The sequence below is a fragment of the Actinoallomurus rhizosphaericola genome (assembly GCF_024055675.1).
GTDB classification, from domain to species: Bacteria; Actinomycetota; Actinomycetes; order Streptosporangiales; family Streptosporangiaceae; genus Actinoallomurus; species Actinoallomurus soli.
In genome coordinates, this window is sequence record NZ_JAMXMW010000003.1 from 582,640 (window position 1) to 598,234 (window position 15,595).

At 70.5% G+C, this 15,595-nt stretch carries 15 protein-coding genes; 4 read left to right on the plus strand and 11 right to left on the minus strand.

The window, feature by feature from the left end; all coding sequences use genetic code 11:
* Positions 1–88: 88 nt before the first annotated feature.
* Together NE234_RS10355 and NE234_RS10360 are read right to left on the minus strand one after the other, a co-directional pair.
* Positions 89–454 (minus strand): PH domain-containing protein, encoded by a 366-nt coding sequence (locus tag NE234_RS10355; RefSeq protein WP_252778679.1) that lies wholly within the window; start codon positions 452–454, stop codon positions 89–91.
* 129 nt (positions 455–583) lie between these two features.
* A complete protein-coding gene (locus tag NE234_RS10360; protein ID WP_252778680.1) occupies positions 584–925 on the minus strand; it encodes an ArsR/SmtB family transcription factor in 342 nt (113 codons plus the stop codon).
* A 107-nt stretch (positions 926–1,032) separates the two neighbouring features.
* Here NE234_RS10360 and NE234_RS10365 point away from each other — a divergent pair, with 107 nt between their 5' ends.
* A complete protein-coding gene (locus NE234_RS10365) occupies positions 1,033–2,031 on the plus strand; it encodes a zinc-dependent alcohol dehydrogenase family protein (RefSeq protein ID WP_252778681.1) in 999 nt (332 codons plus the stop codon).
* A 20-nt stretch (positions 2,032–2,051) separates the two neighbouring features.
* Here NE234_RS10365 and NE234_RS10370 read toward each other — a convergent pair whose 3' ends face one another.
* Positions 2,052–2,657 (minus strand): TIGR03086 family metal-binding protein, encoded by a 606-nt coding sequence (locus NE234_RS10370; protein WP_252778682.1) that lies wholly within the window; start codon positions 2,655–2,657, stop codon positions 2,052–2,054.
* Positions 2,658–2,726: 69 nt separating this feature from the next.
* Between NE234_RS10370 and NE234_RS10375 the strand changes: the two genes are divergently transcribed.
* The gene (locus NE234_RS10375) at positions 2,727–3,203 is read left to right on the plus strand and encodes a MarR family winged helix-turn-helix transcriptional regulator (RefSeq protein ID WP_252778683.1); all 477 of its coding nucleotides are present in this window, start codon (positions 2,727–2,729) and stop codon (positions 3,201–3,203) included.
* A gap of 33 nt (positions 3,204–3,236) precedes the next feature.
* Here the strand turns inward: NE234_RS10375 and NE234_RS10380 are convergent, their stop codons facing one another.
* The 3 genes from NE234_RS10380 to NE234_RS10390 form a co-directional block, all read right to left on the minus strand.
* A complete protein-coding gene (locus NE234_RS10380; protein ID WP_252778684.1) occupies positions 3,237–4,157 on the minus strand; it encodes an RNA polymerase sigma-70 factor in 921 nt (306 codons plus the stop codon).
* On the minus strand, positions 4,154–5,359 hold the full coding sequence (locus tag NE234_RS10385) for an NAD(P)/FAD-dependent oxidoreductase (RefSeq protein ID WP_252778685.1): 1,206 nt from the start codon (positions 5,357–5,359) through the stop codon (positions 4,154–4,156). The genes NE234_RS10380 and NE234_RS10385 overlap by 4 nt, the downstream gene beginning before the upstream one ends.
* Before the next feature lie 138 nt (positions 5,360–5,497).
* The gene (locus NE234_RS10390; protein ID WP_252778686.1) at positions 5,498–5,806 is read right to left on the minus strand and encodes an MmyB family transcriptional regulator; all 309 of its coding nucleotides are present in this window, start codon (positions 5,804–5,806) and stop codon (positions 5,498–5,500) included.
* Here NE234_RS10390 and NE234_RS10395 point away from each other — a divergent pair.
* Positions 5,796–6,041 (plus strand): hypothetical protein, encoded by a 246-nt coding sequence (locus NE234_RS10395; RefSeq protein WP_252778687.1) that lies wholly within the window; start codon positions 5,796–5,798, stop codon positions 6,039–6,041. The genes NE234_RS10390 and NE234_RS10395 overlap by 11 nt on opposite strands.
* Positions 6,042–6,082: 41 nt before the next feature.
* On the opposite strand, the gene NE234_RS10400 is transcribed toward NE234_RS10395, so the two are convergent.
* The 4 genes from NE234_RS10400 to nrdR all read right to left on the minus strand — a co-directional run bounded on the left by NE234_RS10400 (position 6,083) and on the right by nrdR (position 11,523).
* Positions 6,083–7,018 (minus strand): NAD-dependent epimerase/dehydratase family protein, encoded by a 936-nt coding sequence (locus NE234_RS10400; RefSeq protein ID WP_252778688.1) that lies wholly within the window; start codon positions 7,016–7,018, stop codon positions 6,083–6,085.
* 85 nt (positions 7,019–7,103) lie between these two features.
* The gene (gene sigJ / locus NE234_RS10405; protein ID WP_308206873.1) at positions 7,104–8,033 is read right to left on the minus strand and encodes an RNA polymerase sigma factor SigJ; all 930 of its coding nucleotides are present in this window, start codon (positions 8,031–8,033) and stop codon (positions 7,104–7,106) included.
* 127 nt (positions 8,034–8,160) lie between these two features.
* A complete protein-coding gene (locus NE234_RS10410) occupies positions 8,161–10,986 on the minus strand; it encodes a vitamin B12-dependent ribonucleotide reductase (protein WP_252778690.1) in 2,826 nt (941 codons plus the stop codon).
* Between the two features lie 72 nt (positions 10,987–11,058).
* A complete protein-coding gene (gene nrdR / locus NE234_RS10415) occupies positions 11,059–11,523 on the minus strand; it encodes a transcriptional regulator NrdR (RefSeq protein WP_252778842.1) in 465 nt (154 codons plus the stop codon).
* A gap of 650 nt (positions 11,524–12,173) precedes the next feature.
* Between nrdR and lexA the strand changes: the two genes are divergently transcribed.
* Positions 12,174–12,878, plus strand: coding sequence for a transcriptional repressor LexA (gene lexA, locus NE234_RS10420; protein WP_252778691.1), 705 nt, complete (start codon positions 12,174–12,176; stop codon positions 12,876–12,878).
* A gap of 129 nt (positions 12,879–13,007) precedes the next feature.
* On the opposite strand, the gene leuS is transcribed toward lexA, so the two are convergent.
* A complete protein-coding gene (gene leuS, locus NE234_RS10425; protein ID WP_252778692.1) occupies positions 13,008–15,473 on the minus strand; it encodes a leucine--tRNA ligase in 2,466 nt (821 codons plus the stop codon).
* Positions 15,474–15,595: the final 122 nt, after the last annotated feature.

A 15,595-nucleotide genomic window follows, 5' to 3' on the forward strand; every position in this document is an offset into this window, starting at 1 on the left:
CCCGGACGGGCCGGCGGGACGCGGCCCGTCCGGGGAAGGACGGCGTCTCAAGCCGCGAGCGCCTGGCCGCCCGGGGAAGGACGGCGTCTCAGGCCGCGAGCGCCTGGCCGTCCGCCGCGGCCACGTCCTTGTGGAACCGCTTGTGGACGTACAGCCGCTCGCCGAGGGACTCCGAACGCCACCACAGGCCGCTCGCCGGGCCGATCCGCGTGGCACGCGGCAGCTCCCGGATGATCTCCTTCACCGGGGTCATCCGGAACCGCCCGGACCGGCAGATCAGGATCCGCCGATCCGTGACCACCACCACGCGGTAGGCGTTCGTGAAGATGATGATCCACACCGAGATCAGCGCGAAGTACTGACTCGTCGTCTGGCCGCAGAAGACCGCTTGGACGTTCTCCCCCGGCTGAAGGAGGGGAGCCGCGTTCGCCCGCAATTTGTCGCGGATAGCCACGATCTGACCTTTCTTTCGGGAAGCTGGTAGCGCAACAAGGTACTGATCGCGCACTGCGGCGTCCGTCAGGTCACTGAAACGTTACGACCGCGGGCGTTCCGCCGCCGGTGGACGGCGGAACGGCCGCGGTCAGGCCGTGGCGGCGGCCCGGGAGGACTTCCGGTCCGCGGACACGACGGCGTCGAGCAGGCCGGGGAAGACGTCGTCGAACTCGTCGCGCCTGAGGGCGTTCATCCGCGAGGTGCCGACGTAGTACTGCCGGATGAGCCCGGCCTCGCGCAGGATCCGGAAATGGTGCGTGGCCGTGGAGTTGCTCACGGGAATGTCGAACCCTCCGCACTTGAGATCGCCGGCGGTGTCGCACAACTGCGTGACGATGCTCCGTCGCACCGGATCGACCAGGGCCTCGAGGACCCGCTGCAGCGGTACCGTCCGCACGTCGGGGTGCGGCGGGATGCGGTCGGCGCTCATGACCCCATCGTACGACGCGGATCAAACTACGATTTTCATCAAAGTTTGACAGCAGTCGTACTTTCGCGCTTGAGTTGATCATCACGACTCCGCGAAAGGACGAAGCGATGGCCAGGACGGTGCGGTTTCACGAGCTCGGCGGCCCCGAGGTGCTACGGCTGGAGGACGTGGAGGTCGGCGAGCCGGGCCCGGGCGAGGTACGGATCCGGGTGGACGCGATCGGCCTGAACAGGGCCGAGGCGCTGTTCCGGTCCGGCCGCTACATCGAGGAGGTGAAGCGGTTCCCCGCCAGGCTGGGCACCGAGGCCGCCGGCGTGGTCGAGGCGATCGGCGCGGACGTCACCGGGCTCCGAGTGGGGCAGTCGGTCAGCACCGTGCCCGCGTTCTCACAGAACGACTACGGCGTCTATGCCGAGCGGGCGATCGTGCCGGCACGGGCGGTGGTGCGCCGTCCGGAGGGCCTCGGCGCCGTCGACGGCGCGGCGGTGTGGATGCCGTACGTCACGGCCTACGGCGCGCTGGTGGAGGTCGGCGGGATGCGGCCCGGGGACACGGTCGTGCTGACCGCGGCGTCCAGCAGCGTGGGGCTGGCCACGATCCAGGTCGCCGACCGGGTCGGCGCCACGCCGATCGCCCTGACCCGCACCGCCGCCAAGAAGGAGGCGCTGCTGAAGCAGGGCGCGGCGGACGTGGTCGTCACCGAGTCCGAGGACGTCGTCGAGCGGGTCCTGGCGGCGACCGGCGGCCGGGGCGCCGAGTTCGTGTTCGACGCCGTCGCCGGACCCGGCGTGACGGACCTGGCCAAGGTGGTCGCCGACGACGGCACGCTCCTGGTGTACGGCGCGCTGAGCGGTGAGCCGACGCCCTTCCCGGGGATCGAGCTGGGCATGCCCGCGCTCAGCATGCGCACCTACACCCTGCACGAGACGACGCGCCGGCCCGAGCGGCTGCGCCGGGCGGAGGCGTTCGTGGCGTCGGGGCTCCGCTCGGGCGCCTTCCGGCCCGTCGTGGACCGCACGTTCGACCTGAACGAGATCGTCGAGGCCCATCGTTACCTGGAGTCCAACGCCCAGTTCGGCAAGATCGTCGTCACCGTCGCGCACTGATCCCCGCGTCCGCGCCCCTCTCAGGCGCCGTCGGGCCAGTTCGGGGAGCGACCGAGTGCCGTCAGGATCCGGTCGAGAGGGGACGGATTCCCGGGCTCGGGCAGCTCCGGACCGAAGGAGGCGCCCGGCCGGGTCCGGTACTCCCCGCCGGGCACGGCCGAGGCGACCCGCAGGGCGTCCTCGGCCAGGTCGTCGTCCAGTTCGTACGGCAGCCCGAGGGATCGGGCGACGTCCCAGGCGTGCACCACATAGTCGATGAAGTGGAACCCGATCGCCTGGGCGCCGGAGACCGTCACGCCGGGCCCGATCTCGGGGAGGGCGAACTCCCGGGCCGGCACGTCCCGCCCGGCGAAGGCGGACAGGACCTCCTCGGCCGCCTCGGCGTACGCGGCCGCCGGGTCCGCGCCGAGCGGCCGGGGCCGCCAGATCGCGGGGTCGCCGCCGCACCCCCGCGCGGCGGCGGCGAAGCCGCGGTGCTGGGCGGTCATGTGGGCGAGCAGGTCGCCGAGCGTCCAGGCCGAGCACGGCGTGGGGCGGCCGAGGTCGTCGCGGCCCGCCTTCGCCACCACCTCGACGCTCTGGCGCACCGCCCGCTCGTCCGCCGGGCGAAGATCAATGATCTGCATGGGCAGATGATAAGCAGTCTGCTTATCATCTGTCCATGCTTATGTTTTGAGACGTCGTATTTTCATGGGATGGCACAGAGCAGGGCGCTGGACGACGGGACGGCCGATGACGGACGGCGCGACCTGGCGGCGATGATCGTGCCGCTGGGCCGGGCGCTGATGGCGGCCGAGTCGCCGGTGCTGCGCGCCCACGGCCTGTCCATGTGGGCGTACTCCGTGCTGCTGGCCCTGGGCGAGGAGCCCGTCCGTACGCAGAACGCGCTGGCGCAGGCCATCGGCGCCGACAAGACGCGCATCATCGGCGTGCTCGACGGCCTCCAGGAGCGCGGGCTCATCGAGCGCCGGCCCGACCCCGGCGACCGGCGGGTCCGGCTGCTCTCGCTCACCGCCGAGGGACGGCGGCTGCGGGACTCGGCCCAGGCCGGCATCAGGGAGCGGGAGGCCCGCCTGCTCGCCCGGCTTCCGGCCGCCGACCGCGCCGCCTTCCTCCGGGCCCTGCGGACCCTGTCCAGCCTGCCGGAGGACGAGATCATCGACCCCGAGTGACCTGAGCGCCGGTCACGCCTCGGCTCGGATCCCCTACCGCGTGCCGAGACTGCGGGCGGTGCCGTCGGCGATGGCCTGGAGCTTGTCCGGGTTGGCCACGTTGTGGACGGTGATGATGCGACCATCGGCGTCGAGTTCGACGGTGACGGTCGCGATCACGCGGCCCGGACCGCTGAAGACCATGCCCGGCTCCCCGTTGATCTCGACGAGGTCGACGCGCATGTCGGCGGGTTCGACGCCCTGGTAGGGGACGGTGCCGATGGCCGCGAACCAGGCCGCCACCGTCGCCGCGCCGACGACCGGGCGCAGCGCCTGACGGACCTTGCCGCCCCCGTCGGTCCACAGCGTGACGTCCGGGGAGAGGAGTTCCATCAGGGCGTTGACGTCACCGCCGGTCGCGGCGGCCAGGAACCGCTCGGTGACCTCCCGCTGCCGCGCGCGGTCCGCGGCGAAACGTGGCCGCCGGGCCTGCACGTGCTCGCGGGCGCGGTGCGCGGCCTGCCGTACCGCGGCCTCGGAGCGTTCCACCGCCTCGGCGATCTCGGCGTGACTGAAGCCGAAGACCTCCTTGAGCACGAACACGGCGCGCTCGAGCGGGCTCAGCGTCTCCAGCACGACCAGCATCGCCATGGACACCGAGTCGGCGTCCGCGACGGTGTCGGCGGTGTCGGCGTCGGTGAGGACGGGCTCCGGGAGCCACGGCCCCACATAGGTCTCCCGCTGGTACCGGGTGGAGCGCAGCCGTTCCAGCGCCAGATTCGCCACGATCCGCGCCAGGTACGCCTTGGGGTCGGCCACCAGCGAGCGATCGGCCGCCGACCACTTGATCCAGGCGTCCTGGACCGCGTCCTCGGCGTCGGCCGCGGTGCCGAGGATGCGGTAGGCCACCGAGAACAGCAGGTTGCGGTGCTGGTGGAACACCTGCTGGTCGAGGTCCGGGAAGGACTGGGTCACCGCGCCTCCCGTACGCGGGTGAAACGGCCGCCGCGGGGCCAGAACGCCCCGGAGGCGGGCATCTTCTTCATGCGGGTCCAGGTGGGCCAGGGGGATGCGGTCACCGTCTCCTTATAACGGGCCGCGAGGCGGCCGGTCAGGTAGAACCGCCGCGGGCTGTCGTCGGGACGGGTGAACTGCACGACCGCGTCCTTCCGGCCCAGGCTCACCGGCGTGTGGTAGTAGCCGAAGCGGAACGGCCTGGGCCGCCTGCCCTTCAGCACGCGGAGGATGGACACCGCGGCGTGCACACCGGTCGGCATGCCGCTCTGGCAGGTGCCGTGCATGACGCCGTAGCCCTGGCGGATCGCGGCGGCGTCGCCCACCGCGAACACCTCCGGGTGCGACACCGACCGCAGCGCGGCGTCAGTGACGACACGGCCGCGCTCATCGACGGTCAGCCCGGCCGCGGCCGCCAGCGGCGACACCCGCGTACCGCTCGTCCACAGGACCACGTCGGCCGGCACGGTCTCCCCGCCGGCCAGTTCGACCGCGTCGGGCAGCACCTTCGTCACCTCGACCCCGCCGCGCACCGTCACGCCCAGGCGGTCGAGCGCGGACCGCAGGTAGGCGCGGGCCTTCGGGTTCATGGACGCGCCGGGTTCCCGCCTGCCCAGCAGCACGACGTTCAGCTCCGGGTACCGCTCCGCGATCTCCGCGGCCGACTCGACGCCGGTCAGCCCGCTGCCGGCGACCACCACCGTGCCGCCGCCCAGCCCTTCCAGCCGGCCCGCCAGGACCTCGGCGTTCTGCGCGCCGTCCAGGGTGTACGCGTGACCCTCCACCCCTGGAACCGCCGCCGTGTCGGCCACGCCGCCCAGGCCGTACACGAGCGTGTCGTAGGACAGGACGCGTTCGTCGTCGATCCGTACGGTCCTCGCCTCCAGGTCGACCGCCGTCACCCAGCCTCGTACGAACCGCGCGCCCGTCCCCTCCAGCAGCTCCGGGATGCTCAGCTCCGCCGTCGGCCGCCCGGTCGCCGTCATGTGCAGCCGCAGGCGCTCGGTGAACCGCTCCTGCGCGTTCACCAAGGTCACCTCCACGTCCCCGCGCCGCCTGACGCGGGCCGCGAGCTGGATCGCCGCCGACAGCCCCGCGTACCCCGCCCCCAGGATCAGCACGCGGTGTGCGGTCCCCGCGCCGGCTTCGTGGTGGTCGCTCATCGTTCCGCCTTCCTCCATCTGCGTTGGCGATCAGGAGATGGAGGCTGCCCGCCCATCCGTGACATGGCACCGCTGTGACGCCCGCCACAGCGAGGCCAACCGCGAGCGGAAATCCCGAGACGCGCCGGCGGCGTCCCGTCACACGGGGGTCACGACGATCGTGGAACTCGGCGCGGCGTCCCTCGCTCCGTCAGCGCGGCCGGCTCGCATCGACGTACTCGGCTCCGAGGACGTGAGCGGGGCGAAGTCCTCCATGAGCGCGGCCGCGAGGTCGTTCCAGGCGAGGACCTCGAACGTGGCGGAGATCACGAAGCCGGCCGTCTGCGGCAGCCGCTCGAGGAGCGCGAGGATGCTCGGGCGGACGTCGCGCCGGTGCAGTCCGGTACGGCTCGGCGCGGTGCCGGCGAGAAGGTGCAGGTGGTCGGACTCGGCGTCCGTGAGCCGCAACGCGCTCGCGATCCCGGCGAGGACCTCGCCCGACGGCCGCGGCGCCCTGCGCGGCTGGCTCGCCGTGCTCACCGATGACGGTCTGGCCGCCCTCCACGCCGCCGCGCCGCGTCATGTCGAGAGCGTCCGAGCCCACCTGATCGACCTGCTCTCCCCCGAACAGGTCCAGCAGCTCGGGGCCATCAGCGAGACGCTGCTCAAGCACCTCATCACGGCCGAGCCCGACGGTTCCTGACCGGAGCATCGCGCTTGGATGATGGGATGACGCTCAGCAGGTCACGTCACGACCTGGAGGCCCTGGCGCCAGGTGGGGTGTGCCGGGCGCCAGCCCAGTTCACGCTTGGCCTTGGCGTTGGATGCGCCACGCAGTTCGGTCATGAGCACGACGCCGGCCGGTCCGGCGGCCAGCCGCCCGATGAACCGCGGTACGCGCATCGGTTTCTTGGCGCCCATCATCGCCGCCAGTTCCGGCAGCCACTCGGCGACCGGGGCGGGGTCGTCATCGACGATGTTGTAGACACCGCGGCCGCCGTTCTCCACCGCTGCGACCGTGGCCTCGGCGGCGTCGGCGATGTGGACGAACGACCAGACCCCGCCGCCGTCGCCGACGACCGGGAACTTGCGCTTGCGGATCATCTCGAGCTGCTCGGAGCCCGGCGCCATGGAGGTGCCGGGTCCGTAGAACGCGCCGTAGCGCAGCACGATCCCCTCGGTCCAGGCGGCGCCCAGCACGGCCTTCTCCAAGTGCTCGACCGCGGCGATCATCGAGGCCATCGGGGCGACCGGCGATGAGTCCAAGGGATCCTGTTCGGTCTTGACCGGCCCGCCGGTCCGCGCGTAGGTGAACGCGCCGTTGCTCTGGGCGACGAACCGTCGTACCCCGGTGGCGCGCGCGGCCGCGAGCAGGTTGTCGGTGCCCTCGATCCGCAGCCGGTCGGTGGCGGCGAAGCTGCGTTCGAAATGGCGGGTGTCGATGTGCCCGATGGCGGTCAGCTGATTGACGATCACCTCTGGGGCCGCCTCGCGCACGGCCGCCTCGACCTGGGCGCGATCGAGCGCATCGGCGATGACCGGCACCGCGCCCAGCCGCGCCGCCCTGGCCCTGCCGGAATCGCTGCGGACCATGGCGAACACCTCGTGTCCCGCGTCGACCAGACGGGGCACCAGTTCCGTGCCCATCGCTCCGGTCGCTCCCGCCACCAGCACTCGCATCGTCGGCTCCCTTCCTCCCGGTTCGGTTTCGCCACTTGAACCGGATGGCCCGCCGATTGCTGACAGAAGCCGGACGTGATGCGCGTCACATCACAAGCAGGGGCTCCCCATGGTCGGCCGCCGCCCATTGCTCGGTCGCGCGTTCGAGCTTGTCGGGGTTCGCCTGGGTACGGCAGGCGGTGATGCCCTCCGCTGTGACCTCCAGGCACATGATGGCGACGACCCGGCCTTCCACGACGGCCACAACGGCGGGTTCGCCGTTGGCGGCCCAGGCGTATATCTCGGACGAGCCGCCGACGATGGCGCGCTTGGCCTCGGCCGGCTTGACCAGGGTCCCCACGAACTTCGCGACCGCGACGGCTCCCTCGAACGCCCTGGTGCGTGCCGGGACCTTCCCTCCGCCATCGCCGATGGCGATGGCGTCCTCGGTGAGCAGGCGTACGAGCTCATCGGTGCGGCCGCTGGTGGCGGCCGCGAGGAACTCCTCGACGATCCGATGGGCGGCGGCCTCGTCGACTTCGCTGCGGGCCTTGCCTGACGCGACATGCTTCTTGGCACGGTGAAAGATCTGCTGGCTGGCGGCCTCGGTGATGCCGAGGATCTCGGCGATCTCCCGGTGCGGGTAGTCGAAGGCCTCCCGCAGCACGTAAACGGCCCGTTCGCTGGGGGACAGGCGCTCCATGAGGGTGAGGACCGCGTAGGACACCGACTCGCGCTGCTCGGCGGTGTCGGCCGGGCCGATCATCGGGTCCCCCGCGAGCAGCGGCTCGGGAAGCCATCGGCCCACGTAGGTCTCGCGGCGTGCCCGAGCGGAGGCGAGCTGGTTGAGGCACAGGTTGGTGAGTACCTTCGTCAGCCAGGCCTCAGGGACCTCGACGCGGTCGACGTCGGCGGCCTGCCAGCGCAAGAACGTCTCCTGCACGACGTCCTCTGCCTCGTGTGCGGAGCCGAGGAGACGGTAGGCGATGGCCCCCAGACGGGGCCTCGCCAGCTCGAACCGGTCGACGTCATCCACCGTCAAAGCCATAATTGATCTTAATCTGACATGCCGAAAGGGGAACCGACCATGGTCGGTTCCCCTTTCGCGGTTCAGCCGGAACCGATCAGGCTGAGCCGTTCAGCGGTTGAAGGTTCGCTCGTTCTCAGCTGCAGCCGCTGGTGGAGCCGCAGCCCTCGCAGACGTAGCAGCTGCCGGCCGGGCGCATCTTCGTGCCGCAGGTCAGGCACAGCGGCGCGTCCGCCGTACGGCCCTGGTGGCTCTCGATCAGCTCGGTCGAGGAGTGCGCCGCCTCGAGCGGCTCCGCCTCCTTGGCCTTCGGCTGCTCGACCGGCACCGACTGGGCCAGCGACTCGCGCTCGACGTCCTCCTCGGCGTGCAGCGTGGCCGGGTCCTGGCCCGCCGCCTGCGCCGTGCGCTCCTCGGCGGAGAAGATCCCCAGCTCGGCGCGCGTCTCGTACGGCAGGTGGTCGAGGGCGAGACGACGGAAGATGTAGTCCATCATCGAGGTCGCCATCCGGATGTCCGGGTCGTCGGTCATGCCGGCCGGCTCGAACCGCATGTTGGTGAACTTCTCCACCCAGGTCTCCAGCGGCACGCCGTACTGGAGGCTGATGGAGATCGCCATCGAGAAGGCGTCCATGACCCCGGCGAGCGTGGAGCCCTGCTTGCCGAGCTTGAGGAACACCTCGCCGAGCCCGTTGTCCGGGTAGCAGGAGGCGGTCATGTAGCCCTCGGCGCCGCCGACGGAGAACCGGGTGACGGTCGCGGTCCGCTGCTTGGGCAGGCGGGTCCGCACCGGGCCGCGCTCGACCACCGGTGCCGGGGCCGGCGCCTCCTCGACCTTCTCCTCGGTCTTCTTCTTGGCCACCGACAGCGGCTGGCCGACCTTGCAGTTGTCGCGGTAGATCGCCAGGGCCTTGAGGCCGAGCTTCCAGCCCTCGAAGTAGATCTTCTCGACGTCCTCGACCGTGGCCTGCTCCGGCATGTTCACGGTCTTGGAGATCGCGCCGGACAGGAACGGCTGCACCGCGGCCATCATCCGCACGTGGCCCATCGGGCTGATCGCCCGCTCGCCCATCGCGCAGTCGAAGACCTCGTAGTGCTCCTGGCGCAGGCCGGGCGCGTCGACGACGTGGCCGTGCTCGGCGATGTACTCGACGATCGCCTCGATCTGCTCCTGCTGGTAGCCGAGCTTCTTCAGGGCGCGCGGGACGGTGTTGTTGACGATCTGCATCGAGCCGCCGCCGACCAGCTTCTTGTACTTGACCAGCGCCAGGTCGGGCTCGATGCCCGTCGTGTCGCAGTCCATCATGAGGCCGATCGTGCCGGTGGGCGCCAGCAGCGACGCCTGGGCGTTGCGGTAGCCGTTCTTCTCGCCGACCTTGAGGCACTGCCGCCACTGCCGGGTGGCCTCGCTGTGGATGGCCTTGTCCATCGCGTCGAGCGTGCGGATCTCGTCGTTGGCGACCGCGTGCTTGCGCATGACGCGCTGGTGCGCCTCCGCGTTGCGGGCGTACCCGTCGTACGTGCCGACGGCGCCGGCCAGCTCGGCGGAGCGGCGGTAGGCCACGCCGGTCATCAGCGAGGTGATCGCCGCGGCGATCGAGCGGCCGCCCTCGGAGTCGTACGCGTGGCCGGTCGCCATCAGCAGCGCGCCGAGGTTGGCGTAGCCGATGCCGAGCTGGCGGTACGCGCGCGTCGTCTCGCCGATCTTCTCGGTCGGGAAGTCCGCGAATGTGATGGAGATGTCCATCGCGGTGATGATCAGCTCGCTGAGCCGCACGAACCGCTCGACGTCGAACGCGTTGTCGTCGGTCAGGAACTTCAGCAGGTTGATGCTGGCGAGGTTGCAGGACGAGTTGTCCAGGCTCATGTACTCCGAGCACGGGTTGCTCGCCGTGATGCGCCCGGTCTCGGGGTTGGTGTGCCAGTCGTTGATCGTGTCGTCGTACTGGATGCCCGGGTCCGCGCACTCCCAGGCCGCCTGGGCGAGCTTGCGGAACAGGCCCTTGGCGTCGACCTTGCCGATGACCTCGCCGGTACGGCGGGCGCGCAGGCCGAAGGAGTCGCCGGACTCCACCGCGCGCATGAACTCGTCGGAGACGCGGACGGAGTTGTTGGCGTTCTGGTACTGGACGCTGACGATGTCCCTGCCGCCCAGGTCCATGTCGAAGCCGGCGTCGCGCAGGGCGCGGATCTTGTCCTCTTCGCGCGCCTTGGTCTCGATGAACTCCTCGACGTCCGGGTGGTCTACGTCGAGGACGACCATCTTCGCCGCCCGGCGGGTCGCGCCGCCGGACTTGATCGTCCCCGCGGAGGCGTCGGCGCCGCGCATGAACGACACCGGCCCGCTCGCGGTGCCGCCAGAGGACAGCAGCTCCTTGCTGGAGCGGATGCGGGACAGGTTGACCCCCGAGCCCGAGCCGCCCTTGAAGATCACGCCCTCTTCCTTGTACCAGTCCAGGATCGACTCCATCGTGTCGTCCACGGACAGGATGAAGCAGGCGCTGACCTGCTGCGGAGAGGCGGTGCCGACGTTGAACCAGACCGGCGAGTTGAAGCTGAAGATCTGGTTGACCAGAGCGTGCTTCAGCTCGTGGTCGAAGATCTCGGCGTCCTCCTCGGAGGCGAAGTAGCCGTGCTTGCGGCCGGTCTCGGTGTAGACGCCGACGACCCGGTCGACCAGCTGCTTCAGGCTCGACTCCCGCTGCGGCGTGCCGACGGCGCCGCGGAAGTACTTCGAGGTGACGATGTTGACCGCGTTCACGGACCAGGTGGCGGGGAACTCGACGCCCTTCTGCTCGAAGTTCACCGACCCGTCGCGCCAGTTGGTCATGACGACGTCGCGCCGCTCCCACCGGACGTCGTCGTACGGGTGGACGCCCGGCCGTGTGAAGATGCGCTCCATCTTCAGGCCCTTGCGACCCGCCTTGCCCCGCCGGGCTGAGCCGCTCACCGTCTCCGTCATGACATTCCCCTTCTCGGGCACACCAGGCCCACTTCCAGGATTACCCGTACAGCCCGCGGTCCGGGCGCCGCCCTAGGAACGGGCGTCGCCGCCGGACGCCGCGCGCAGCGATTCGATTTCCTTGGCGAAGTCGTCGAGCGTCTCGAACCCCCGGTAGACGGAGGCGAATCGCAGGTACGCGACCTCGTCGAGTTCACGGAGCGGGCCGAGGATCGCCAGCCCGATCTGGTGCGAGGGGATCTCGGCGTTCCCGGTCGCCCGGATCGCCTCCTCGACCCGCTGGCCGAGCATGGCGAGGGCGTCCTCGTTGACGGGACGGCCCTGACACGCCCGGCGCACTCCGGCAATGATCTTGTCCCGGGAGAACGGCTCGGTCACGCCACTGCGCTTGGCGACCATCATGAGCACCGTCTCCTGGGTGGTGAAGCGGCGGCCGCACTCCGGGCACGAACGTCGCCGCCGGATGGCGGCCCCGTCGTCGGTCGTCCGGCTGTCGATGACCCTGCTGTCGGTGTGTCGGCAGAACGGGCAGTGCACGGCTCCGGACTCCTCCCCCTGACAGCGGGTCACGCGCGAACCGCGCGAACCTCACCTCGTAACCACAACCTATGGTGAACTACATCTATGTAACTACTAGATGTTGGGGTTAACCGTAGAGCCCGGCCGGGTGCATCGCAACCTGCATGGGGCACCCGGCGAGAAGAGGCCGCTCACGTGGCGATCCGCCGTCCCCGTCGGCGTGTCGCCCCCCTCCGATGCAGGCGGCGACCGGTCGCATCGACCCGGGACACCCTAATCACCTGCGGAAACGCCGCCTGCAGCCATCAGGGGTGAGGTCGGTCACATGCGGGAGACGGCCGCGCGGGCCCCGGTCCCGGACCCCTTCAGCCTGCCACGGGCGTGTCGGCGCCGTGTCGGCGGGCACCCCCTTCGCGGCCGCCGCGCGAGGGCGTCGATCACGATGAGGCGACAAGGACGCGCGCACAATGGGGCCCGCCTTCCGCGAACCCGGCGCGGGAATTATCATCGAACGTGTGTGCGAACTAAACGCGACTTACCCCGGACCGCAAAATTCCACATTTTTCGAACACCTGTTTGATCATTTACCGCAGAAGCGATAACGTCCCACTACGGGACCGGAATACCGGCGGCGACGCGTCACCGGGAAGACATCCATCGGAGACACCATGAGCAAGGTTCGGGAAATGCCGGACGGCCCAGGCGACGAGAGCGGCCTGACGGTCCGCCAGCGCAAGGTGCTGGAAGTGATCAGGGACTCGGTGCAGCGGCGCGGATATCCCCCGTCGATGCGGGAGATCGGCGAGGCGGTCGGCCTGACCAGCACCTCGAGCGTGTCCCACCAGCTCCGGACCCTGCAGCGCAAGGGCTTCCTGCTGCGCGACCCGAACCGGCCGCGCGCGGTCGTCGTCCGCATGCCCGGATCTCCGGCGGTCGCCGCCGAGACCGACGGCGAGTCCTACGAGGTCACCAACGGCCACGAGGCTCCCACGCGGCCGGCCCCCGCGTACGTCCCCCTTGTCGGGCGCATCGCCGCGGGTGGTCCGATCCTCGCCGAGGAGGCCGTGGAGGACGTCTTCGCGCTGCCGCGGCAGCTCGTCGGCGAGGGCACCCACTTCCTGCTCAACGTCACCGGTGACTCGATGATCGAGGCGGCCATCGCCGACGGCGACTGGGTCGTGGTGCGCCAGCAGCCCGTCGCGGAGAACGGCGACATCGTCGCGGCGATGATCGACGGTGAGGCCACCGTGAAGACGCTCAAGCGCCGCGACGACAAGGTCTGGCTGATGCCGCACAACCCGGCGTACGACCCGATCCCCGGCGACGACGCGACCATTCTCGGGCGCGTGGTGGCGGTCCTGCGCAAAATGTGATCCCCGCCCGCGATCCCCGGCGACGACGCGATCATTCCGCGGTCCCGCGGTATGGCTGATCCGCTCCGGGCCGGTGCCACGGCACCGGCCCGGAGCGGTCCGCCGTTCAGGCGGGCACCATGCTCATGATCAGGCGGGCACGATGTTGACGATCTTCGGGGCGCGGACGACGACCTTACGGACGCCCCGGTCGCCCAGGGCCGCCCGGACCTTCTCGGAGTCCAGCGCCAGGCGCTCCAGGTCGCTCTCGGCGATGTCCGGGGACACCTCCAGGCGGTCGCGGACCTTGCCCGCCACCTGGACCACGCAGGTCACCGACTCCTGCACCAGCAGTGCGGGCTCGGCGACCGGCCAGCCCGCCTTGACCACCGGAGCCGTACGGCCCAGCCGCTCCCACATCTCCTCGGCGGTGTACGGAGTGACCAGCGACAGCATGACCGCCAGGGTCTCGGCGGCCTCGCGGACCGCCGGGTCGCCGGCGCCCGCACCCGCGTCGATGGCCTTACGCGCCGCGGAGGTCAGCTCCATCATCCGCGCGATCGCCACGTTGTAGCGGTGCGCCTCGACCAGCCGGGTGACCTCGTCGATCGTCCGGTGCGTCACCTTGCGCAGCTCGACGTCGCCGGTCGCCGGGTCCGCGTCGGGCGCGGACGTCACGTCGGCGGCCACGCGGAAGGCCCGCGCCAGGAACTTCACCGACCCCGACGGGGACACGTCGGCCCAGTCGATGTCGTCCTCCGGCGGCCCCGAGAAGATCATCGTCAGCCGTACGGCGTCGACGCCGTACTCGGCGATCTGCTCGCCCAGGTCGACCAGGTTGCCGGTCGACTTGGACATCGCCGAGCCGTTCAGGATGACCTGGCCCTGGTTGACCAGCCGTTTGAAGGGCTCGGTGAAGTCCACCAGGCCCATGTCGTACAGCACCTTGGTGAAGAACCGGGCGTACAGCAGGTGCAGGATGGCGTGCTCGACACCGCCGGTGTACTGGTCGGCCGGCATCCACCGGCGCACCTTCTCGGCGTCGAACGGGCCGTCCTCGTACCCCGGCGAGCAGTACCGCAGGAAGTACCAGGAGGAGTCGACGAAGGTGTCCATCGTGTCGGTGTCGCGCTTGGCCGGACCACCGCACTTGGGGCACTGGACGTTCACCCAGGTCTCGGCGGCGGCCAGCGGCGACACGCCCTTCGGGGCCAGGTCGGCGCCGCGCAGGTCGTCCGGCAGGCGCACGGGCAGCTGGTCGTCGGGGACCGGGACCTCGCCGCACGCCTCGCAGTGGATGATCGGGATCGGCGTGCCCCAGAACCGCTGACGGGAGATCAGCCAGTCGCGCAGCCGGTAGTTGACGGCGGCCTTGCCCAGGCCCTTCTCCTCCAGGATCTCCACGATCCGGGGGATGGCGGCGGACTTGGTCAGGCCGTCCAGCGGGCCGGAGTTGACCAGCTCGCCCTCGCCGGGCGTGGCGACCCCGGTCTCGCCCGGGTCCGCCTCGCCGGTGTGCACGACGACGCGGACCGGCAGGCCGAACTTGCGGGCGAAGTCCAGGTCGCGCTGGTCGTGGGCGGGCACCGCCATGATCGCGCCGTGGCCGTACTCCGCCAGGACGTAGTCGGAGGCCCACACGGGGATGCGCTCGCCGTTCACCGGGTTGATCGCGTAGCGGCCCAGGAAGACGCCGGTCTTCTCCTTGTCGGTGGCCAGCCGCTCGATCTCCGTCTCGCGGCGGACCGCGTCACGGTAGGCCTCGAACTCCGCGCGCTGCTCCGGCGCGCAGATCTCGTCGGCCAGCGGAGCGTCGGCGGCCACGACGAAGAACGTCGCGCCGTGCAGCGTGTCCGGCCGGGTGGTGTAGACGGTGATCGGCTCGGCGCGCCCCTCGATCTGGAAGGTGACGTCGGCGCCCTCGGAACGGCCGATCCAGTTGCGCTGCATCAGCAGCACCCGCTCGGGCCACTCCAGCTCCGCCATGTCGGCCAGCAGCCGGTCGGCGTACTCAGTGATCTTGAAGTACCACTGCGTCAGGACGCGCTTCTCGACCACCGCGCCGCACCGCTCGCACTGTCCGTTGACGACCTGCTCGTTGGCCAGCACGGTCTGGTCGTTCGGGCACCAGTTGACCTGACCGCCCTTGCGGTACGCCAGGCCGCGCTCGTAGAAGCGCAGGAACAGCCACTGGTTCCAGCGGTAGTACTCCGGGTCGGAGGTGTGCAGCCGGCGCGACCAGTCGAAGGAGGTCGCGTAACGCTTGAAGGACTCCGCCTGGGTGTCGATGTTGGTGTACGTCCACTCGGCGGGGTGGGAGTTGCGCTTGATCGCGGCGTTCTCGGCCGGCAGACCGAAGGAGTCCCAGCCGATGGGGTGCAGGACGTTGTAGCCCTTCTGGAACCAGTACCGCGCGACCACGTCACCGATCGCGAACGCCTCGGCGTGACCCATGTGGAGGTCGCCGGAGGGGTACGGGAACATGTCCAGCGCGTACTTGCGGGGCCGCTCGTCGGCGGGGTCCTCGCTCGCCGCGAAGGGCTTCAGCTCCTCCCACCGGGCCTGCCACTTGTCCTGGATCGTCCGTGGGTCGTAGTTCTCGTCGGCGCCTGTCATGGTTCCTCGTCTGATTCGCACGGCTTCGGGTGGCGGTGAACCGTGCCCCTGGCATGAGAACGCCCCTCACGCAGGAGGGGCTGCCGCGCTGACGGCTCGGGTCAGCGCGGCCGGCTGAGGAG